Consider the following 20,773-nt stretch of genomic DNA (forward strand, 5'->3'; position numbering starts at 1 on the left):
GACTCAACTCACGACTTCGGCCGCGCCGCCCGCTGGGCCAGTGCCCGGTGCCGCGCCGACAGGGCCGGGTTGCCCAGCTCGTGGTGCAGCGCCGCCAGCACGCGGTGCGTCGGGGCGTGGTCGGGGTCGGCCCGCAGTGCCGCCTCGAACCACCGCAGCGCCTCGCCGACCTGACCGGCCCGCAGGGCGATCTGCGCGATCTCGTGCGGCACCGCCGGGTCGTCGGGCCGCGCCTGCAAGGGCCCCTCGATCAGCGCCGTCACCCGCTCGCCGTCGGCCCGCATCTGGTCGACCTCGGCCTGCCGCCGGGCCGCGTCCTCCCGCCGGCCCGCCCGCGCCAGGACCAGCGCCAGCTGCGCCCGCGCCGCCAGGTCGCCGGGGCTCAGCTCCACCGCCCGCTCCAGGTCGCGGGCGGCCGCGGCCTCGTCGCCGTCGAGCAGGGCGAAGCCGCCGCGCTCGGCCAGCGCCGGCGGGTAGTCCGGGTGGGCCGCCAGGCACGCGGCGATCGCCGCCCGGCTCTCGGCGGTGCGGCCCTCCAGCGCCAGCGCCCGCGCCCACTGCACGCCGACCTCGGGGTGGTCCGGCAGCCGGCCGCGCAGCACCTCCAGGTGGGCCAGCGCCTCCGCCCCGAAGCGGTTCGTCAGCAGGAGCGTCGTCAGCCGCAGCCGGGCCTCGTCGTGCTCGGGGTCGAGCTCGACGACGCGGCGGTACGCCCGCGCCGCGGCCTCGGGGTTCTGCCGCTGTTCCTCCAACTTCCCGCGCAGCAGCACGGCGATGGGGTCGTCGGCGTCGGCGGCCAGCCAGCCGGCCAGTACGGCGTCGGCCTCGGCCCAGCGGAAGCGGTAGACGAGCCCGGCGACGAGCGCCTCCCGCGCCAGCCGCGCCTCGGCGCCGCCGGCCACGACCCGCGCCAGCAGCGGTACGGCGGCCGCCTCGATGTCGCCGCGGGTGGCGCGGAGCAGCAGGCGCTCCAGCACCAGCGAGTCGTCCTCGCCGAAGCGCTCGGTGTGGCGGTTCAGCGCGGCCTCGGCGTCGTCCCAGGCGCCGGTGCGGCGGGCGACGCGGGCCGACAGGATCAGCAACTCGCGGTGCGGGACGGCCAGCGAATGACAGGCGTCGAGGTGGCGGCGGGCGGTGCCGTTGTGGCCGCGCTCGACCTCGCGGCGGGCGGCGCGGAGGTGGTACTCGAACCAGCCCCAGGTACCGCCGGCGGTCAGAGCGACGACCGCGAACACGCCGCCGGCCAGCAGCAGCGGCCGCCGGCGGGCGAACCGCAGCGGGGCGGTGAGGCGGGACAGAACCCGGCCGGACGGCCGCGCCGGCTCGGGAACGGCGGTCATTTCAGGTTGATGGGGAACGTATCGTCGCCGCCCTTGAACGTGTACGTCAGGTCGGTGGTGTCGGCGGACTGGTACTTCTTCGGCAGTTCGACGTAGTTCTTGCCGCTGGCCAGGTCCTTCATCGCGTTCGGGTTGCTCGGCGTGTAGCCCTCGGGGATGTTGGCCCCCGGCGGCGGGGTGAACTTGGCCCCCGGCGGCACGACTACCGTGGGCGTCACCTTGGCGCCGGCCCCGCGGTCCGGGGACCTAAGCGAGGAGTTGTCGACGGTCACCTTGTAGGTGCCGCCGCGGATGTTCGGCACCTTGTACGTGCCCTCGGGCGTGATGGTGGCGGCGAAGCTCTCGCCGCCCTCGGTGCTGACGAAGGCGACGCCGCCGCCCTTCAGCGCCTTGCTGTCGTACGTGACCGTACCGGAGACGCTGCCGACGGGCCGGCCGCACCCGGCGACGGCGAGTGCCGCGGCGAACAGGAGGGCCGCCCCCCGAACGGGGGCGGCGGAGCGGTGAGACATGGGAGAGCCTTCTGTGAGTCCCTGGCGGGCGGACCGGGTTACCAGTTCAGTTGGTCGCCGGCGGACGGCGTCATGGCGGCCCACCACGCGCTCGGGGCGACGCTCGCCGACACGGTGCGGACGCTGCCATCGCCGAGGGCGGCCAGGATCGAGCCGACGTGGTCGGAACTGGCCCGGTTGCCGTCGGCCGGCGACGGGTACTGGCCCCCCGCGTTCACCTGGAACATGGCCGCGTTCCCGGTCGGCTGGCCGCAGTCGCCGCTGGAGATGATCGGCCCCCAGTCCGGCCAGAAGTTGTCGTTGTAGTTGTTGCAGCACCCGGTGCAGTTGAACGTCCGCGACAGCTTCTCGGTGTAGAAGATGGTGTTCGAGAGGCCGTCCTGGATGCCGGACGGGAACGGCGTGGTGCCGATGCCGCCCCACTGGTAGTTGTGGCGGAAGACCTGCCCGTTCACCCCGTAGCTGGTGCGGCCCCGGCCGTCGTTGTTCGCGGACAGCGTGTGGTCGGACGGGCACGCCAACACCCGCAGCGCGGCGTTCTGCACCCCCGCGGTCCACTGCGAGTACGTCGGATTGTTCCCGTTGCGGCCGTCCGGGTCGGGCTGGACCCGGCTGGAGTCGTACAGGCCCTTCTGCTCCAGGTACGGCAGGATGTGGAGGAAGATGCCGCCGTTGGAGTTCAGCGGGGTCGGGTCGCCTTTGCTGGAGTACAGCCCGATCGACGGCGGCAGCCGGCCGCCGTTCGTGTCCGCGCAGTGGGCGGTGCCCAGCGCCAGCTGCTTGAGGTTGTTCGTGCAGCTGCTCCGGGCGGCGGCCTCACGGACCTTCTGAACGGCCGGCAGCAGGAGCCCGATCAGGATGGCGATGATGGCGATGACGACCAGCAACTCGATCAGCGTGAACGCACGCCGACGGAGTGCGGAGGGAGAGTGAGACATCGAACCACCCCCGGACGGAGAAAGACGTGGGCAGGCTCGGCGCGGGCCGGCGGGGATGACGCGAGTCGTTCCCCTACCCAACGACCGTACCCGTGGCTCTTATTGTCGTCAAGAATATTCTCATTTTTTGGCCGTCCGCTTCCGCAATCACCGGGGTGATCGTTCGGGGGTTGGTCGGAACTCCTTTACCGGCAAGCCCGCAGGAAGGCCACCAGGTCGGCCAGCTCCTGGCGTGTCAACTGCTGGTCGAGGCCCGCCGGCATCACCGACACCGTCCCCGGGGCGACCGCCTCGACGTCCGCCCGCGGCACCCGCTCGGTGCGATCGGCCGCCACCGCCACCGCCACCTCGTCGGCCGTGTCGGCCGCCAGCAGGCCGTTGAGCACGCGGCCGTCCGTCGTCGTCACCCGCACCGGCTCGTAGCTGCGGACGAAGCTGGCGCTCGGGAAGACGATCGCCTCCAGCAGGTCGCGCGGGGTGCGGGTGCCGCCGACGCGTGTCAGGTCGGGGCCGACCAGCCCGCCGACGTAGCCGATCTTGTGGCACGCGGCGCACTGCCCCTTCGCCCCGTTGAACACCGCCTGCCCGCGCCGCACGTCGCCCTCCGGCAGTTCCTTCAGCAGCGCCTCCAGGCGGGCCACCTCGTCGCCCCGTGCCTCGGCGAGCAGCGCGTACAGGCGGTCGGCCGCGGCCCGCACCGGCGGCGGGTACTTGTCGAGCGTCGGCTTCACCTGCTCGGCGCGAATCACGGGGCGAACCGCAGGCTCGGACAGCGCGGCGACGAACGCCAGGCCGACCTTCGCGTCGGTCGAGCGGTCGAACGCGGGGAGCACGCGGCCGACCTCGGCGGGCGGCATCGTCTTGAGCGCGCCAGCGAGGAGGACGAGCGACTCGGTTGGCAGCGGCGCGCGCGAGAGCAGGTCCGCGGCGGCGGCGCGGGCGGGGCCGAACCGGTCGCGGTGCAGTTGGTCGATGGCGGCGAGCGCCTGGTCAGCGGTGAGCCGCGCGCCGAGCGGCGTGGCAGCGCGGATGACCATGTCGATCTCCGGCGGCGTCGGCACCTTGTTGCGGAGGCGGTAGCGCCACACCTCCTCGGTCAGCAGCGCGTCGACTTCGGCCGTGGGCGGCGCCGCCCGCAGCACCGCGGCCGCGTCGCGGACGACCTCGGTGTCGGCGGAGAACAGGGCCAGCTGCACGCCCTCGCGCCACTCCGGCGGGAACGTTTTCAGCCCCGCCCGCGCCATGCCGCGCAGGAGCGGCCGCTGCACGGCCGGCGCGGCCGCCTTCGCCAGCGCGTCGCCGAGCACCCGGCGGACCGGTTCGCCCTTGAGGAACGGCACGGCGCGGTTCACGAGTGAGTCCTGCTCGGGCGGCGTCAGCTTCTCGATGCTGCCGAGGCGCTCGCGGAAGTGGCCGGCGAGGCGGTCACCCCACTCGGGGTGCCGGCCGGCGATCCACCACGCGGTTTCGACCAGCGCCGCGTCCGTGCCGTCGAGCTCGCGCAGCACCGCGGCCGGGTCGAGCTTGCCGTCGGGCCGCTGGTCGAGCGCCGTGAGCACAGCCCGGCGGACGCGTGGCGACGGGTGCACGAGCCCCTTCGCCACGTGGTCGCGCTCGACGCCCTCGATCAGGAGGAGCGTGAGGGCGTGGTCGAGCGGGCGGTCGTTTGTCTCGACGGCGAGCGCGGCGAAGACCCGTTCGGCCTCGGCCGAGTGCCTGCCGTGGAACGTCAGGCACTCGGCCGCGACACGGCGGACTCGCGGCGACGGGTCGGCCAGCCGCTCGGCCGCGACGCCCTGGCCGTACCCGCCCTCGACGTGGTCGGTGCCGATCATGTGGAGGGCGATGAGCCGCACGTCCTCGTCGGGGCTGTCGGCGAGTCCGGCGATGAACCGCTGCGCCCCGGAGCGCCCCTCGCGGGCGGCGAGCCAGGCCGCCCGCAGCCGCCCGGCCCGGGTGCCGTCGGTGGTGAGGGCGGCTGCGGCCACGCCAACCTCGCGCCCCCGCCGCTCCGCCTCCACGACCACGCGCCCGGCCACCGCCGGCCGCGGGTCGTGGAGCAGTTGCCCGAGCGCCGCGGCGTCCCGCTTCGCCCAGTCGATCTTGAGGCCGCGAGGGTCGTCGACCTGGTGCGCGCCGGACTTGCGGACGCGGTAGATCGCGCCGGTCACGTCCGGCTTCACCAGCTGCGAGGTCGGGCAGCAGAGCTTGTACCAGCCGCCGGTGTCGATGACCAGCAGCGACCCGTCGGCGTCCTCGATCACGTCCGTCGGGTGGAAGTCGTGGTTGTCGGAGGCGAGGAAGTCGCTGTCGGTGGTGGTGTACGTCGAGCCGGCGGGTACGAGGATGTGGCGGCTCACCTTGCGGAGGTTGAACTGGCAGCAGAACAGGTTGTTCGCGTACGCCGGGCCGAACTGGTCGCTCTCGTAGCGGTGGAGGCCGCACGGCGCCGCCGGGCCGAGGTGCGTCATCGGCGGCATCAGCTCGGGGTGCGTGCGGACGTGGCCGTCGAGCACGTCGTGCGGCTTCCCGTACAGCGCCCCGGGCACGGCGTGGATCAGCCCGTCGCGCTTGCCGTCGCGCGGGTGCTGGAGGAACGTACAGCTGAAGACGCGGTCGCCGGTCGGGGTGAAGACGAGATCGACGGGATTGTCCATGCCGCCGGTCATGACTGGCTGGATGTCGGTGCCGTCCGGGCGGGCGCGGAAGACGTGGCTGGCGCGGGTGACGAACGGCCGCTTCTCGTCGCCCACGCGGAGGGTGTACTCCTGCTTGGCGAACGCCCCCTTGCACCAGTAGACCCAGCCGTCCGGCCCCAGGCACGGGCCGTGCAGGTCGTTCGCGCAGCCGGTGAGCGTCTTGCCGTCGAACCAGACCTCCTCCTTGTCGGCGCGGCCGTCGTCGTTCGTGTCGGTGAACTTCAGGATGTGCGGCGGCGCTGCGACGTACAGCGAGCCGGTCAGCCACATCGCACCCTGCGGCAGCATCACGTTCGGCACGAATACGGTGCTCGACTCGTACTTGCCGTCGCCGTCCGAGTCGGTGAGGCGAAGCACGCGGTGCGGCTTCTTGGCGAGCTGGTCCTGCACCTTCTCGTTGGAGCCTGACGAGTCGGTGACGTACAGGCGGCCGCGCTCGTCGAACGCAGCGGCGATGGGCCGCGGCACCACGTCGGCGCCGGCGGCGAGTTCGATGGTGAACCCGACCGGCAGGGTGAACGTGTGGCCGTTGAGTTGAACCTGCTGGAACCCCGCGGGTGTGGCGGGAGTGGCCGTGGGCGGCTGTCCGCCGGCGGGGCCGAACGGGAGGAACGCGAGCGGGAGCAGGAGCAGGGAGCGCGTCACGGCCGGCCCTCCGGGGGGTGCCGTGAGTATCGCCGGGGTGAGGCCTCGGGGCAATCCGCAGGGGCTGGATTCCGACCAGCCCCGCGTCACCCCGCCCTACGCGCTCGGCTCCTCCAGGTACGTATACCCCTCCAGCCCACTCTCGTAGAACCGCAGGAACTGCCGGCTCTCGGCCACCGTCAGCTTCCCCTGCCGCACTGCCCGCTCCACGTCCTTCCGCACCCGATCCGTCAGCTTCTCCGCACTGTACTGCACGTAGTTCAATACCTCCGTCACCGTGTCGCCCTTCACCACCGTCTCCACGTTCGGCGTGCCGTCGGCCTCCAGGCTCACGTGCACCGCGTTCGTGTCGCCGAACAGGTTGTGCAGGTCGCCGAGAATCTCCTGGTACGCCCCGAGCAAGAAGCCGCCGAGGTAGTACGGCTCGTCGCCGGTGTACGGGTGCAGCTCCAGCGTGCTCCGCACGTCGCGCAGGTCGATGAACTGGTCTACCTTGCCGTCCGAGTCGCAGGTGATGTCGCCGAGCACGCCGCGGCGCGTCGGGGCTTCGGTCAGCCGGTGGATCGGCATGATCGGGAACAGCTGGTCGATGGCCCACGAGTCCGGCATGCTCTGGAACACGCTGAAGTTGCAGAAGTACGTGTCGCTCAGCATGTTCTCCAGGCCGTTCAACTCGTCCGGCACGTAGTCCAGGTCGCGGGTGATGCGCATCACCTTGCGGCACAGCGCCCAGTACAGCCGCTCCGCCATCGCCCGCAGCTCCACGCTCAGGTAGCCGAGGTTGAACAGGTTCAGCGTCTCCTCCATCGACTGCACCGCGTCGTGGTAGCCCTCCAGGTAGTTCTTCTTGTTCAGCTCCTTGTGCGTCGTGAACAGGTCCACCAGCGGCTGCGGCGCGTCCTCGGGCAGCGCGTCGGGGGCGACGCACTTGTCGAAGTCGGACGTGCCGAGCACGTCGAACACGAGCACCGAGTGGTACGCCACCAGCGCCCGGCCGCTCTCCGAGATGATCGTCGGGTGCGGCACCCCGGCCTCGTCGCACACGGCCTTGATGCGGAACACCACGTCGTTGGCGTACTCCTGCAGCGTGTAGTTCGTGCTGCTCTCGAAGTCCGTCTGGCTGCCGTCGTAGTCCACGCCGAGGCCGCCGCCGACGTCGATGTACTTCAGCCCGGCGCCGAGGCGGTACAGCTCCGTGTACACCCGCGCGGCTTCCGTGAGCGCGTCCTTCACCTTGCGGATGTTGGACACCTGCGAGCCCATGTGGAAGTGCGTCAGCTGGAGGCAGTCTTCCAGCCCGCGGGCCTTCAGGTACTCGTAGGCCTCCAGCACCTCGGTCAGCGTCAGGCCGAACTTCGAGCGGTAGCCGGCGCTCCCCTTCCACCGGCCGGAGCCGCGGCTGGCGAGCTTCACGCGGACGCCGAGCGGCTGCCGCACGCCCAGCTCCTCCATGTACTTCACCAGCAGCTCGAGTTCGGTGAACTTCTCCACGACCGGGATGATGTGCTTGCCGATCTTGCGGCCCATCACCACCATCTTGATGAACTCGTCGTCCTTGAACCCGTTGCAGATGATCGGCGTCTCGACGGTGCCGTTGGTGAGCGCGAGCACGGCCAGCAGCTCGGGCTTGCTGCCAGCCTCCAGCCCGAACCCGTGCTCCTTGCCGTAGTCCAGCACCTCCTCGACGACGTGCCGCTGCTGGTTCACCTTGATGGGGTAGACGCAGGCGTAGCCGCCGTCGTACCCGGCGTCCTTGCGGGCCTTCTCGAACGCGCCGGCGATCTCGCCGATGCGGTGCTTCAGCAGGTCGGAGAAGCGCAGGAGGATGGGCGGCTGGATGCCGCGGCCGCGGAGCTGGTCGATAAGGTCCTTCAGGTCGATGGACCGGTCGGGGTCCTTCTCGGGGTGGACGGTGAGGTGGCCGAGGCGGTTGATGCCGAAGTAGCCCTTGCCCCAGTTCTTGACACCGTACGTCTCGAAGGCGTCGTGCAGCTTCCAGCTCGGATTGATGTCGGACGTGTCGGGGGAGCGGCGGTCGAGGGTCTTGCCCATCAAACGGACCTTTCGGTGGCGGCCGGCGGCGGCCGGCAGATCGATTCACTGTAGGGGCGCGGCGCCGCGGGTGCAACGCGGATGACAGGGGGCGGGGACGGGGGCAGAATGCCGTTCCGGTTGGCGGCGGCCGCCGCCCGTCGGGTCGTCTTTGACCTGGGCCGACCTCGCCGCCCGGCAAACCACCGACTCGACCGCTGAGGTGGGTGCCCAACACCGCCGAGCCGGACCGGTTCCACTTCTTTTTCCACCCGCCCGCCTTTCTCCTTGACACACACCGCGGGACCGCTCCAAATATGAGGCGGGGATGAACTCGCCATCCCCGCCTTCTTTATTTCGGAGACTCTCCCATGTTCGGACCCACCTCCGGGGTGCGGCACCGTCGCGCGTTCACGCTGATCGAACTGCTGGTGGTCATCGCCATCATCGCCATCCTGATCGGGCTCCTCCTGCCGGCCGTGCAAAAGGTCCGCGAGGCCGCCGCCCGGTCGAAGTGCTCGAACAACCTGAAGCAGGTCGGCCTCGCCATCCACGGCCACCACGACACGACGAACACCCTCCCCTGGCGGGAGGGGCGGTTCGCCGTCGGGTACGGCGGGCGGATGAGCGGGATGATCACCCTGCTGCCGTTCCTGGAGCAGACGGCGCTCCGGGCCCAGATCGAGGCGGCCGCCCCGCCCGAGCCGTGGAACGGCAGCTACGTCCCGTGGCAGGCCGTGATCCCGTACCTGGGCTGCCCGTCCGACGGCACCCCCCCGACGGCCACGGTCAAGTTCAGCAACTACATGCTGTGCAGCGGCGACTCGATCGACCTGCACACGAACACCAACGGCCCCGGCTCGACCCGCGGCATGTTCGGCCGGAACACCGGACTCCCCAACACGGGCGGGCTGAAGTTCGCCGACGTGACCGACGGGCTGAGTAACACCATGGCCGCGTCCGAGCGGCGGATCGCCTCCGGGCAGAACGACATCACCGCCACCGCCCACAACGGCGGTGCCTGGTTCACCACCCCGAATCAGTGCCTGGCCACGTTCGACACCACCACCCGCCGGTACACGTCGGGCACGGTGGCCACCAACTGGGCCGGGCGGCGGTGGCCGGACGGCGGGATGGGGTTCAGCGGGTTAACCACGAGCGTCGGGCCGAACCGCCCGTCGTGCGCCTACAACTCGCACGACGCCCAGCCGGGCATGTACCCGGCCACGAGCAACCACACCGGCGGGGCGAACGCCCTGATGGGCGACGGGTCGCTCCGGTTCATCCGCGACAGCATCGCCGCCGGCAACCCGGCTGCGGCCGGCACCGCGCTGACTGGCCCGAGTCCGTTCGGGGTGATCGGGGCGCTGGGCACCCGGGCCGGCGGCGAAAGCGTCAACGACAACTGACCCCCACCCCCGGCCCGCCCCCCCGGGCGGGCCGGTCGCCGTTCACTCTCCCGGAGGTCGATCGTGAGGCTCGGTTCGAGAATCGCCGCGGTCGCCGCCCTGGTGGTGGTGGCCGGGTGCGGCAAGCAACCCGGCGAGGTGGAGAAACTCCCGACCCAGCCGGCGCGCGGGTTCGTCAAGTACAAGGGCGCCCCTGTCAAGGATGCGTCCGTCAGCTTCCAGTCGCTCGACGGTAAGGTCGCCGCGAACGGGAAGACCGACGGGGTCGGCAGCTTCACCCTGTCGACCTACGGTCAAGCCGACGGTCTCCCGGCCGGGAAGTACAAGGTGGTCGTGGCCGTCAGCGCGGCCAAGGAGATCGAGCCGGGGGTGCTCGCTCCGGAGCCGGAGGGCGGGTTCAAGTCGCCGATCCCGGCCAAGTACGCCAACCCGAGCACCACCGACATCCTGGTCGAGGTCAAGCCCGGGGATTCGAGTGAGATCCTCATCGACCTGAAGTGACGGGCTCCTGCCCGCCCGAGCCCCGGCCGGGGCTATCGTTTTCTCGCCCCCTCAGGTCACCCTCGACATCCCACCCGCCCTCGTCCCGGCGGTCCTCGCGCCGGGGGGTGGAGAATCCGCCGGGGGCGTCCAACGTGGTCCACACCCACCCACACTGCTTCCTCAGTGGGGTGTACCACGTCGCGGCGGAGCCGGACGCGGGGGCGCCGTTCTTTCTCGACCCGCGGCCGGCGGCGGTTGTGATGCCCCCACCGCTCACGGCCCCCAACCTGTGGACGTTCGAGAAGGTCCCCTACCCGCGCGGCCGGGCCGTGTGATGCTGTTCCCGTCGTTACTGAAACACGGCGTCGAGCCGAACCGGTCGGCCGCGGACCGGGTGTGCGTCAGCTTCAACGTCGGCCTGCGGGCGGTGGACCCGAGCCGAGGACCGTTCGGACGCAAGTCGTGTCCTTGCCTGCACTGGCGTCGCGGCGACCCGGAGGTGTCGCTCCAACGCTAATTCTTCCAGTTGAGTCAGTGCTTCTGGGACGGGGTCTCCCGCTCCCTGGAACCAATTGTCCCCGTCCGAATGAGCCCACCGGATTGTAGGAATCGCCCCGCCGTGGGAACCTACCCGTGATGGCGCACCCGACGCTGAACCTCGTCCTCCGCCACGCCGGGGCGCTCGCCGCAGACGCGGACGAACCCGACGGCGACCTCATCCGCCGCTTCGCCGGCGGCGACGAGGCCGCGTTCGCGGCGCTCGTGTGCCGGCACGCCGCGGTGGTGTGGGCCGCGTGCCGGCACCTGCTGCCGAACCCGGCCGACGCCGAAGACGCCTTTCAGGTCACGTTCCTGGCGTTCGCCCGCTCGGCGCGCTTCGTCCGCGACGCCGGCGCGGTCGGCGGCTGGCTCCACGGCGTCGCCGTTCGGGCCGCGCTGCGGCTGCGGCGCGACGCCGCCCGCCGCCGGTCACGCGAGCACCGCACGGCCGCCGGCGAGGCCGACCGGTCGGTTCCGGAAGGCACTTGGGACGCGCTGCTGGCGGCGGTTCACGAAGAAGTCGGCCGCCTGCCGGGGCCGCTGCGGACGGCGTTCGTGCTGTGTGACCTGGAGGGCGTCCGCCAGCCGGACGCGGCGGCGCGGCTCGGCTGGAAGCCCGGCACGCTGACCGGCCGGCTGGCGCGGGCGCGCCGGCAGTTGCTCGACCGACTGACCGGCCGCGGGCTGGCGCCGGCCGTGGCTGGGGCGGTCGGGCTCGGGGTGGCGACGGCGACGGCCGCGGCCCCGGCGGAACTGGTGGGGCGGGTCGAGACCTTGGTCCGCGCCGGCGGGGTGGTCCCGTCGGCGATGTCGGAACTGGTCCGGGAGGTCACGCCGATGGCGATGAACTGGTGGGCGAAGCGGCTGGCGGCGGCGGTCGTGGTGGCCGGCGGCCTGGGCGTGGTGCTGTTCCCGATGGCTCGCGCCCAGCAGCCGGGCGCCACACCGGCCGGCGGCGGGCTCGGGCCGGGCGCGCCGGGCGGCCAGGGGGTGATCGCCCCCGGCGGGACGAGCGGCATGGGGTCGATGGGCCCGCCGCGCAGCGGCTGGGAGTACAAGTACGTCGAGCAGCGCCGCGAAGTGGCGCAGTTCAAGAAGACGCTGTCCGACCTGGGCGCGGCCGGGTGGGAGTACTGTGACCACCTCGAAGTCGTGTCGGTGCCGGGCGCCCCCTCGACGGACCTGCTCGTGTTCAAGCGCCCCGCGGCCGGCTGGGTCACCGGCACAGGGCCGGGCGGGACGATGCCCGGAATGGGCAGCGGGCCGGTCGTGCCGCGGAACGGTCCCGCGAGTTCGTCCGGCCCGCCGACAGGCGGCGGCGAGGGTAGCAACGGCGGTCCGGTACGCGGGGCGGAGCCGCGCCGGGCAAGGGTGCGCCGGGCGGCGGGGCGAACCCCTTGGGTCGGCAGGCGCCGCTGGGCGAGGGCGGCGGCGCCGGCGGGCGGGGCGCCCCGGCGGGTGAGGACACACTGGTGCTGCGGGCGAAAAACGCCCGCGCCTCGGAACTGGCCACGGTCCTGCGCGAGGTGTTCGGCCGGGACGCGGTCGAGTTTACCGCCGACGAGCGGACGAACAGCCTGATCGTCCGCGGCGACGCCCGGGTGATCGAGCGGGTGCGGGCGCTGGTGGTCGAACTCGACACCGTGGCCGGCGACGCGACCCGCCCTAACCCGAAGCGCTGAGCCGGTCTTGCCCCGCCGCGACCAGTGGTCGATCAGCGCGGCGGCGGCGCGGTCGGCACCTCGCCGCGCTGCACCCGCAGGCAGAACTCCAACCCCGCCCGCGCGAACCGGTTCTCGGGCTGCACCGCCAGGGCCGCCCGGAACGCCTCGACCGCCTCGGCCGTGCGCCCCTGCTTCCGCAGCACCTGGCCGAGGTTCGCCGACCCGAGCGGCGAGCGCGGGTCGAGCCGCGCCGCCTCCCGGAACGCCCGCTCGGCCCCCGCGAAGTCGTACCCGGCCTCCAGCACCAGCCCCAGCCCGTTGTGGTGTGCCGCGGCCCGCGGCGCCAGCCGGATCGCCTCGCGGAACACGGCCGCGGCCGCCGCCAACTCGCCCTTCGCCCGCAGCACCCGGCCGAGGCCGCCGTACACCTGCGCTTCACCGGGGTCGAGCCGCAGCGCCTCGCGGTACGCCGCCTCGGCCCGGTCCCACTGGCGGGCCAGGCCGAAGACGTTGCCGCGGCCGTTGTGCGCCGCCGCGTTGTTCGGGTCGGCGCGGAGTACCTCGTCAAACGCGGCCAGGGCGCCCGGGGCGTCGCCGCTCTCGGTCAGGGCGGCGCCGAGGCCGAGGCGGGCGGTCAGGCTCGACGGGTCGAGCCGCAGCGAGTCGCGGTACGCGGCGGCTGCGGCGGCCGGGTTCCTCACGGCCATCAGGGCGTTGCCGAGGTTCTGGTGCGGCTGCGGGATCGTCGGGTCGAGCCGGACCGCCTCCCGCAGTTCGGCGACCGCCGGGGCGAACTCGCCCCGCGCGGCCAGCGCCGTGCCGAGGTTGTTCCGCGCCGCCGCCGACTTCGGGTCGAGCCGCACGGCCTCGCGGCACGCGGCCACGGCCCCGTCGGCGTCGCCGGCCACGCGCAACGCCGACCCGAGGCTCAGCCGGGCCGGCGCGCTGCCGGGGCGGACCGCGGCCGCCGCCTGGAACCACCGCGCCCGCTCCGCCGCGGCCGCGTCCAGCGGGTACGTCGCGCCCAGCTCCATCAGCACGCTGTAGTCGTCGGGCCGGGCCGCCGCGACGCGCACCAGCAGCGCCCGCCGCACCTCGACCGGCACGCCGGCTTCCGCCGCGAAGGCCTCGACCAGTCCCGCCGGCTGAGCCGTCCATTCGGGCCGCTCGGCCACCGCCGCCAGCCCCGCCGCGTCTTGGGCCGCCATCAGCCGTCGCACCTCGGTGCGGAACGGGTCCGGGTCGGCGGCGGCCAGCAACGCCCGCACCGGCTCGGTCGGCACCCGTCCCATCCACCCGTCGAGAGCGGCCAGAATCGCCGTCCGCACGGGCGACCCGGCGACCCGGGCCGCGTCCACGGCCGTCGGGGACGAGGACGGCACGACGCCGTGGGCCGCGAGCGCGGCCGCCCACCTCTTCGCGACCAGGTCCGACGACGGGTAGCGCGAGCCGAGCGGCGTCCAGCGGTAGTCGTCGACGGCGTCCAGATCGCGGAGCAGGGCGACGGCGCCGGCGACGGCCGCGAGCCGCGGCGCCGGTTCGGTCAGGGCGTCGTCGGCGGCGCGGCGCGCGGCTTGTGCGTGATACGACCGGGCGCGGTCGGCGGCCCCCGCCTTCAGCGCCGCTTCCGCCTGATCGAGCAGGTCGGCGACGGCCGTCGCGGCGCGGGCCGTCCGCTCGCGCTCGGCCAGGAGGCGGCGCTCGGCCTCGGCGTCGAGCCGCGCCTGTTCGGCGATCGCGGCGGCGGTGCGGCGGTCGTCCGCGGCCACCTCGCGGGCGCGCCAGATGCCGACGGCCCCCGCCCCGGCGACGAGGACGACCATCGCCGCCGCCAGCACCAGTTCCACGCCGCGCCGCTTCCGCTGCTCGACGGCCCGCGTCTCGGCCGCGGCCCGGTCGCGCTCGGCGGTGCGCAGCCGCTCCTCGACGCCGGCCCGGTGCGCCGCCACGAGCCGCGCGACGGCCGTGCCGTCGGCCGGCCGGCCGGCGCGGTCGGGGGCGAGGCACTTCACGGCGATCTCGACCAACTCCGAGTCCGCCCCGGAACTCGTCAGCACGGCGAGGACGCCGGTGGTGTCGCCGGCGGCGGCCTGCGCGAGCGTCGAACTGGGGGCGTCAGCCCAGAACGGGGCGCGGCCGACGAGTACCGAGGCGAGCACGCCGCCGAGGGCGAACACGTCGGCGCGGGCGTCGACGCGCTCGCCGCGGGCCTGCTCCGGGGCCATGTACGCGGGGGTGCCGACGATCTCGGTGGCATCCGCGCCGCCGGCCGGGTGGCGGCCCTGTCCCGGCTCCGCCTCGCCGTCGGCCCGCTGGACGGCGAGCCCCCAGTCCATCACCTGCACCTCGCCGAACGCCCCGACCATCACGTTGCCGGGCTTCAGGTCGCGGTGGAGCACGCCCTGGTCGTGGGCGTAGCCGACGGCCTGGCACACCTGCTCGAACACGCCGACGAATCGCGCCAGGTCGTGCGTCGGGTCGGGCCGCTCGGCCAGCAGCGCCGCGAGGGTGCGGCCGCGGACCAGCTTCATCGCCAGGAACGGGGTGCCGTCGGGGAGCTCGCCGAGGTGGTGGGCCGGCGGGATGCCGGGGTGCGCGAGCCGGCCGGTGATCACGGCCTCGTGAACGAACAGTTTACAGGCGTGGTCGGTGGCCAGGCCCGGCAGCGGCAGCTTCACCGCCACGTCGCGGCCGAAGCGGAGGTCGGTCGCGGTCAGCACCCAGCCCATCCCGCCGCGGCCGAGTTCGCCGGTGACGGTGTAGCCCGGCACGACGGGGTAGTCGGCGAACGTGCGGACCGCGACCGCGCCGCCGGGGATGGTGCCGTCGGCCCCGGGCGTGGAACCCGGCGCGGCCACGGCCGTCGCGTCCGTGGCGGTCGGCGCGGCCGAGGGGCGGGTGCGGTCGTCGGTCATGCGCGAGCCCCGCTCAGGGCGCGAATCGCTGCCGCGGCGCGCTCGCAGTCGGCCCGCGACACGTCGAGGTGCGTCACGAACCGGACGACGTTCGAGCCCAGCGCCGACGCCTGCACGCCGGCCGCCTTCAGCCGGTTGGCCACGTCGCGGGCCGTCCCCAGCGCCGGCGCCACCTCCGCCCACACGAGATTCGTTTCGACCTCGCCCGGCGTCAGCGTCAGGCCGGGCACGTCGCGCACGGCGTCGCCCAGGAGCTTCGCGTTGGCGTGGTCGTCGGCGAGGCGCGCGACGTGCCGGTCCATGCCGTACAGGCACGCCGCCGCGAGGAAGCCGACCTGCCGCATCGCCCCGCCGAACAGCTTGCGGACCCGGCGGGCGTGGGCGATCAGGTCTTTCGGCCCCGCCAGCGCCGAGCCCGCCGGGGCGCCGAGCCCCTTGCTGAAGCTGACCATCAGCGTGTCGAAGTGCCGCGCCCACTCGCGCGGGCCGACGCCGCTCGCCACCTCGGCGTTCCACAGGCGGGCGCCGTCGAGGTGCGTGGCGAGCCCGTTCGCCCTCGCCCACGCGCTCACGTCGGCGATCGTGGCCAGCGGGTAGACGCCGCCGCCGCCGCGGTTGTGGGTGTTCTCCAAACACACGAGTCGCGACCGCACCGAGTGCATGTCGTCGGGGTGCAGGTGCGGCTCGAGGTCGGCGACGGACAGGACGCCGAACCGGCCGGGGATGGTGCGGAGCGTCACGCCGCTGAGCGCCGCGGGGCCGCCGGCCTCCCACAGGTAGATGTGGTTCGACGCCTCGAGCAGCACCTCGTCCTGCGGCCGGCAGTGGATGCGGACCGCGATCTGGTTCGCCATCGTGCCGGTGGGGCAGAACAGCGCCGCCTCCTTGCCGAAGCGGTCGGCGACGCGCGCCTCCAGCTCGTTGACCGTGGGGTCTTCGCCGTACACGTCGTCGCCGACGGCCGCGGCCATCATTGCCGCGAGCATCCCGGCCGTGGGCTTCGTCAGGGTGTCGCTTCGCAGGTCGATCATGCGTGTGGGCTCGGGATGAATGGCCACAAAAAGGCACGAAACGACACAAATAGGAAGACCCGAGCCGAGACCGAATTCGGGTTTTGCTCAGACTTCTTTTTGTGACTTTTCGTGCCTTTTTGTGGCCAACCGTCGTGGTTCTAATTCGTCTTCGGCTCCGGCTCCTTCTTCGGTTCCGCCGCCGGGGCTGGCGCCGCCTTCTCGTCGGCCTGGCGGTTCTCGACGTACCACCGGCCGGCGGCCCGCTTCAGGAACACGGCCCGGTCCTTCACGTCCGGCAGCTCCACCTTCGCCGCGTCGCCGGGGGCGCCGGGGTCGGGGAAGGTGCCGGCGCGGGCGAACTTCCGCAGGTCCTTCAGAACCTCGGGGTCGTCGGTGAACTTGTCCCGCATCAGCCGCGTCAGTTGGCCGAACGCCAGCGCCTTGGTGTCGGCGGCGAGGCGGTCGTCGAACCCCCTGGCGTCGTCAGGCACGCGGCGGGCGGCCGAGATGGCGTCGGGCGTCTTCCGCTGGATGTCGCGGAGCCGGAGCAACTCGGCCTCGGCGGCCTTGCGGTACGGGTTGGACGGGCCGGCGCTCATGGCGTCGACGCGGCCGTCGACGAACGCCGGGTCGAGGAGGTGGGCGGCGAGGTAGGCGTAGTCGCCCTTCTCGGCGGCCGCGATGGCCGACGCCACGACCTCGCGGGCGGTGCCCTGCGGGTACGCCTTCGGCCGGAACGTCTGGCCGTACCGCGGCGGCACCTCCTCGGGCTCGACGACTTTCGGCTGGCCGGCGGCCGGGGGGCTGGCGACCAGCCCGGCGGCGGCCAGGCCGAGGGCGACGACGGCGGCGCGCATCCGTTCTCCTCCGGGGGGGTGTACCGAGTTACTCTAGCGGAACGCCCACACCTGCGGCGACCGCACGCCCGGCCGCATCTCGCCGGACGGGATCACCCACCGGTCGGCCCAGCGGACGCACGGCGTGGTGACGCGCGGCGCCGGCTGCTCGCCCGCGGCGGTCCAGCGGTCGGCGGCCGCGTCGTAGCGGAGGATGCCGCGCGGGAAGCCGGGGTGCCGCTCGGGCGCGGTCTGGACTTGCGACCCGTCGTCGCCGCCGAGGAGGAAGAAGCCGGCGGTGTCGGACGGGGCAGGGGAGGGGGGCGCGGCGGACGGCTGCGGCAAGTCGGCGATTCGCTTCCAGCCGGCGCGCGGGTCGAGGCGATAGCCGTCACGCAGGTAGCGGCGCGAGACGCGCTGGCCGTCGCGGACCAGTTCGCACCCGCCCACGACGTACAGGCTGCCGTCACACACCGCGGCCGTGGCGAGGATACGCGGCGAAGGTAGCTCAGGCCCGACGACCCAGCGCGGCTCCGCGGCCGACAGGTCGAGCGCGAACACCGCCTTCGACGCCAGAGCGTCCGGCGCCTCCTGCCCGCCGACGACGTACAGCGTGTCGCCAACAAGCGCCCCGCAGCCGTTCGCCACCGGCCGCGGCAGCGGGGGGAGGGCGGTCGTGCGCAGCTTTCCGGCTTTCCACTCCAGGGTGAAGGCGTCGGCGTGATGGCGCGTGTGGTCGCTGCCGCCGGCGCAGACGACAGCGCCGCGGTGGGTGGCGCTCACGCCGTAACCGAGCGGCCGGAGGAGCGTGCCGGCAGGTTTCCAGGAGCCGTCCGGCGTGTCGAGTATGTACGCGGCGTCGGTCCAGGCTTTGGTGCCGCCCTCCCAGGGCTTCCTGCCGGGGAAGTTGGCCCCGCCGGCGACCAGGAGCGCGCCCCCGCTGACGCCCGCGAACGACCCGGCGACCCCCTCGCGGTCCGGGACGGCGGGGAGTTGGTGCCACGCGGCGGGTGCGGCGAGGAGCAGAAGTAGCAGGCGCATGGGTGCCGTTCGGTCGGGGGCGCGACCCACGAGCGGCGGGCGGCTCGCCTACGCCCCCTTCGCCGCACGCACGTAGGCCTCGAAGTTCGCCACCGGCGTGGACTTGTCCACGCCGTGGTTCAGGTTGACGATGTGCCGAGTACCGCCGCCCGCGGCCACGCACGCCCTCACCGCGGCCTCCACGTCCGCCGGCGAGCCGGTCCGCAGCACCTCCTCGGCGACGTTCCCCTGGAACACCAGGTCGGGATACTCCCGCCGCGCCGCCGCGAGGTCGTGACGGCTGCCGAGGCTCACCACCTCCGCGCCGGCGGTCGCCATCTTGTCGAGGTAGGGGCCTTCCTTCACGAACAGGATGCGCGGCACCCCCGTCGCCCCGGCCAAGATGCGGGTGTGGTGCGCCTGCGCCCAGGAGTTGTACTCGGTCGGGGTCAGCATCCCCGCCCACGAGTCGAACAGCTGGTACACGTCCGCCCCGTCGGCGATCAGTGTCCGCAAGAAGCCGACCGTCGCCACCGACAACCGTTCGAGCAGCCCCTCCCACACGGCGGGCTGCTCGGCGGCGAAGCGGCGCGTCGCCGCCACGTCCTTGCCGGTGCCGATGCAGTACGTGGCAACGGTAAACGGCGCCCCGGCGAAGGCGATCACCGGCAATACCCCGCCGAGTTCGGCCTTCACCCGCTTCAGCAGCGCCCGGATGTAGCCGTAGCTGTCGGGGTGCGGGTCGGGGTTGAGGCGCTTCAGATCGTCCAACGTGCGGATCGGGCGGTCGGGCGTGGGGCCGGCGCCGGTCTTGAGCGCGAACGGCAGCCCCATCGCGAAGGGGAGCGTGGTGATGTCGTAGAAGAGGATGATGGCGTCCACGCCGAACCGGCGCGGGCAGAGCGTCGCCTGTGCGGCTCGCTCCACGTCCTCGTTGAAGGCGTAGAAATCTTGCCCGGCGCGGATGCGGCGGAATTCGGGGTCCCACCGCCCGGCCTGCCGCATGGCCCACACCGGCGGCCGCTCCACGGCTTCACCCCGGGCGGCACGGACGAGCAAATGGTCGGACATTGGGAGACTCAGGGACTGAGGGACTCAGGGACGGAGTGACACGGCAGGGTTTGTCTCTCTGAGTCCCTCAGTCCCTGAGTCCCTCAGTCCCTCCGTCCCAGGTTTCGTCCCCACGTACAGCGTCGCCACCCCGAACGTCAGCGGCCGGAACCACACGTCGGCCAGGCCGGCGGCGCGCATCTTGTCGGCGAGCGCGTCGTAGTCCGGGAACGCGAGCACGCTCCGGGGAAGGTAGTTGTACGCGTTCTCCCGGCTCCGCGACACCACCTGCCCGATCAGCGGCAGCACCCGCCGGAAGTACAGCCCGTAGCCCCAGCCGATTAGCCGGTTCCGCGGCCGCGAGAACTCCAGCACCGCGACCCGCCCGCCCGGCTTCGCCACCCGCACCATCTCCCGCAGCCCCTGGTCGGTGTCCGTCACGTTCCGCAGACCGAACGCCACCGTCACTAGCTGGAACGTGTCGTCCGGGAACGGCAGCGCCTGAGCGTCGGCCTCCACGAACGGGATGGCGGCGCCGGTGCCCTTCGCCTTCGCGGCGGCCCGCACCAGCATCTCGTGGCAGAAGTCGGCCCCGACCACGGGCACGGCGCCGCTCGTGGCCCGGTGATAGGTCAGCGCCAGGTCGCCGGTGCCGGTGCAGAGGTCGAGAATCGGCGCGGGGTCGGCGGTGTTCGGTGGCACCAGGCGCGCCGTGATCGTGCGCCAGCGCTTGTCGATGTTCAGGCTGAGGGCGTGGTTGAGAAAGTCGTAGGAACCCGCGATCTGGCCGAACATCCGGCGGACGCGGGCCTCGCTCTTGTCGAGAACGGGTGACGACACGGCAGGCCCGGTATTCGGTGGTGGACGCCCCGGCGGGGTCGGTTTATAACCCTAACCGCCGGCCGGCCGCCGGCACAACCCACCGGGAGCGGCGCCGTGCTCGAAAAGAACACGTTCGTGGTGAAGGAGCACGTCAAGTTCATCAGCAACTCCAACACCTACGACATCCTCGACGCCGAGAGCGGCGAGCAACTCGGCACGGCGCAGGAGAAGATCGGCATCGTCAAGCAGCTCCTCCGGTTCGTGATGCCGAAGCAGCTGATGGCCACGGTCGTCGAGGTGCGGGAGAAGCCGGACGACCAGCTGGTCTTCAGCATCCGCCGCGGCCTGTACGTGTTCCGCAGCAAGGTCGAGGTGCTGGACGCGAACGGGGCCGTGATCGGGTACTACCAGAGCAAGTTCTTCACCATCGGCGGCGGGTTCCACATCTACGACAAGGACGGCAACCACTTCGCCGAGATCAAGGGGAAGTGGACCGGCTTCGACTACCGCTTCCTGTCGCCGGACGGGAAGGTCGAGATGGGCCGGGTGTCGAAGAAGCTGAGCCTCGGGTCGCTGGTGAAGGACCTGTTCACGTCGGCGGACACCTACGCGGTGCAGGTCAGCCCCGACCTGTCGGACGAGCCGATCGCGAAGATGCTGATCCTGGCCGCGGCGCTGGCGATCGACACGATCTACAAGGAAGAGAACCGCGGCGGCGTGAGCCTCGGCGGCGGGGACGAGTAATACCGCGTCCGGCGGACGGGTACCCGTCCGCCGGCTGGCTCGGGCGGTTCTCATTGGTTCCAGGGACGGAGACACCCCGTCCGTGGAAGCACTGAGTCGTCTGGAAGAAATA

Annotated in this window: 18 protein-coding genes; 7 read left to right on the top strand and 11 right to left on the bottom strand. The window is 72.7% G+C overall.

The genetic code is table 11. The annotated features are described in order from the left end of the window. Nucleotides 1–8: 8 nt before the first annotated feature. From ETAA1_RS05160 to speA, 5 genes are all read right to left on the bottom strand, one after another. The gene (locus ETAA1_RS05160; RefSeq protein WP_145234926.1) at nucleotides 9–1,340 is read right to left on the bottom strand and encodes a tetratricopeptide repeat protein; all 1,332 of its coding nucleotides are present in this window, start codon (nucleotides 1,338–1,340) and stop codon (nucleotides 9–11) included. Continuing rightward, entirely contained in the window at nucleotides 1,337–1,852 is a 516-nt protein-coding gene (locus ETAA1_RS05165; protein ID WP_145234928.1) for a carboxypeptidase-like regulatory domain-containing protein, read from the bottom strand. Before ETAA1_RS05165 ends, ETAA1_RS05160 begins: the two co-directional genes overlap by 4 nt. Before the next feature lie 38 nt (nucleotides 1,853–1,890). After that, the gene (locus ETAA1_RS05170; protein ID WP_145234930.1) at nucleotides 1,891–2,790 is read right to left on the bottom strand and encodes a DUF1559 family PulG-like putative transporter; all 900 of its coding nucleotides are present in this window, start codon (nucleotides 2,788–2,790) and stop codon (nucleotides 1,891–1,893) included. Nucleotides 2,791–2,975: 185 nt separating this feature from the next. Further along, nucleotides 2,976–6,134 carry a PVC-type heme-binding CxxCH protein gene (locus ETAA1_RS05175; RefSeq protein ID WP_202920677.1) on the bottom strand — a complete coding sequence of 1,053 codons (3,159 nt, stop codon included), beginning with the start codon at nucleotides 6,132–6,134 and terminating at the stop codon, nucleotides 2,976–2,978. Nucleotides 6,135–6,230: 96 nt separating this feature from the next. Continuing rightward, nucleotides 6,231–8,186 (bottom strand): biosynthetic arginine decarboxylase, encoded by a 1,956-nt coding sequence (speA, locus tag ETAA1_RS05180; protein ID WP_145234934.1) that lies wholly within the window; start codon nucleotides 8,184–8,186, stop codon nucleotides 6,231–6,233. A gap of 350 nt (nucleotides 8,187–8,536) precedes the next feature. Between speA and ETAA1_RS05185 the strand changes: the two genes are divergently transcribed. The 6 genes from ETAA1_RS05185 to ETAA1_RS31500 all read left to right on the top strand — a co-directional run bounded on the left by ETAA1_RS05185 (nucleotide 8,537) and on the right by ETAA1_RS31500 (nucleotide 12,279). Continuing rightward, nucleotides 8,537–9,574, top strand: a complete 1,038-nt coding sequence (locus tag ETAA1_RS05185) for a DUF1559 domain-containing protein (protein WP_145234936.1) — start codon at nucleotides 8,537–8,539, stop codon at nucleotides 9,572–9,574. A gap of 63 nt (nucleotides 9,575–9,637) precedes the next feature. Beyond that, nucleotides 9,638–10,075 (top strand): carboxypeptidase-like regulatory domain-containing protein, encoded by a 438-nt coding sequence (locus ETAA1_RS05190; RefSeq protein ID WP_145234937.1) that lies wholly within the window; start codon nucleotides 9,638–9,640, stop codon nucleotides 10,073–10,075. A 134-nt stretch (nucleotides 10,076–10,209) separates the two neighbouring features. After that, nucleotides 10,210–10,392, top strand: coding sequence for a 2OG-Fe(II) oxygenase family protein (locus ETAA1_RS05195; protein ID WP_145234939.1), 183 nt, complete (start codon nucleotides 10,210–10,212; stop codon nucleotides 10,390–10,392). Further along, on the top strand, nucleotides 10,392–10,574 hold the full coding sequence (locus tag ETAA1_RS33780; protein WP_145234941.1) for a putative 2OG-Fe(II) oxygenase: 183 nt from the start codon (nucleotides 10,392–10,394) through the stop codon (nucleotides 10,572–10,574). The genes ETAA1_RS05195 and ETAA1_RS33780 overlap by 1 nt, the downstream gene beginning before the upstream one ends. 119 nt (nucleotides 10,575–10,693) lie before the next feature. Further along, entirely contained in the window at nucleotides 10,694–12,178 is a 1,485-nt protein-coding gene (locus ETAA1_RS05205) for a sigma-70 family RNA polymerase sigma factor (protein ID WP_145234943.1), read from the top strand. Beyond that, nucleotides 12,124–12,279, top strand: coding sequence for a secretin N-terminal domain-containing protein (locus ETAA1_RS31500; RefSeq protein ID WP_202920995.1), 156 nt, complete (start codon nucleotides 12,124–12,126; stop codon nucleotides 12,277–12,279). Before ETAA1_RS05205 ends, ETAA1_RS31500 begins: the two co-directional genes overlap by 55 nt. A gap of 32 nt (nucleotides 12,280–12,311) precedes the next feature. On the opposite strand, the gene ETAA1_RS05215 is transcribed toward ETAA1_RS31500, so the two are convergent. The 6 genes from ETAA1_RS05215 to ubiE all read right to left on the bottom strand — a co-directional run bounded on the left by ETAA1_RS05215 (nucleotide 12,312) and on the right by ubiE (nucleotide 19,935). Beyond that, nucleotides 12,312–15,176 carry a serine/threonine-protein kinase gene (locus tag ETAA1_RS05215; protein WP_145234947.1) on the bottom strand — a complete coding sequence of 955 codons (2,865 nt, stop codon included), beginning with the start codon at nucleotides 15,174–15,176 and terminating at the stop codon, nucleotides 12,312–12,314. Beyond that, nucleotides 15,173–16,207 carry a threonine aldolase family protein gene (locus ETAA1_RS05220; RefSeq protein WP_145234949.1) on the bottom strand — a complete coding sequence of 345 codons (1,035 nt, stop codon included), beginning with the start codon at nucleotides 16,205–16,207 and terminating at the stop codon, nucleotides 15,173–15,175. Before ETAA1_RS05220 ends, ETAA1_RS05215 begins: the two co-directional genes overlap by 4 nt. A 140-nt stretch (nucleotides 16,208–16,347) precedes the next feature. After that, the gene (locus tag ETAA1_RS05225; RefSeq protein WP_145234951.1) at nucleotides 16,348–17,046 is read right to left on the bottom strand and encodes a hypothetical protein; all 699 of its coding nucleotides are present in this window, start codon (nucleotides 17,044–17,046) and stop codon (nucleotides 16,348–16,350) included. Between the two features lie 33 nt (nucleotides 17,047–17,079). Next, nucleotides 17,080–18,066 (bottom strand): galactose oxidase, encoded by a 987-nt coding sequence (locus ETAA1_RS05230; RefSeq protein ID WP_145234953.1) that lies wholly within the window; start codon nucleotides 18,064–18,066, stop codon nucleotides 17,080–17,082. 48 nt (nucleotides 18,067–18,114) lie between these two features. Then, on the bottom strand, nucleotides 18,115–19,116 hold the full coding sequence (locus ETAA1_RS05235; protein ID WP_145234955.1) for a uroporphyrinogen decarboxylase family protein: 1,002 nt from the start codon (nucleotides 19,114–19,116) through the stop codon (nucleotides 18,115–18,117). A gap of 24 nt (nucleotides 19,117–19,140) precedes the next feature. Next, nucleotides 19,141–19,935: a bifunctional demethylmenaquinone methyltransferase/2-methoxy-6-polyprenyl-1,4-benzoquinol methylase UbiE gene (gene ubiE / locus ETAA1_RS05240; protein WP_145234956.1), complete on the bottom strand. Its 795-nt coding sequence runs from the start codon at nucleotides 19,933–19,935 to the stop codon at nucleotides 19,141–19,143. A 96-nt stretch (nucleotides 19,936–20,031) separates the two neighbouring features. Here ubiE and ETAA1_RS05245 point away from each other — a divergent pair, with 96 nt between their 5' ends. Continuing rightward, on the top strand, nucleotides 20,032–20,661 hold the full coding sequence (locus tag ETAA1_RS05245) for a phospholipid scramblase-related protein (protein WP_202920678.1): 630 nt from the start codon (nucleotides 20,032–20,034) through the stop codon (nucleotides 20,659–20,661). The last annotated feature ends 112 nt before the right edge of the window (nucleotides 20,662–20,773 follow it).

The sequence above is a fragment of the Urbifossiella limnaea genome (assembly GCF_007747215.1).
Taxonomy (GTDB): domain Bacteria; phylum Planctomycetota; class Planctomycetia; order Gemmatales; family Gemmataceae; genus Urbifossiella; species Urbifossiella limnaea.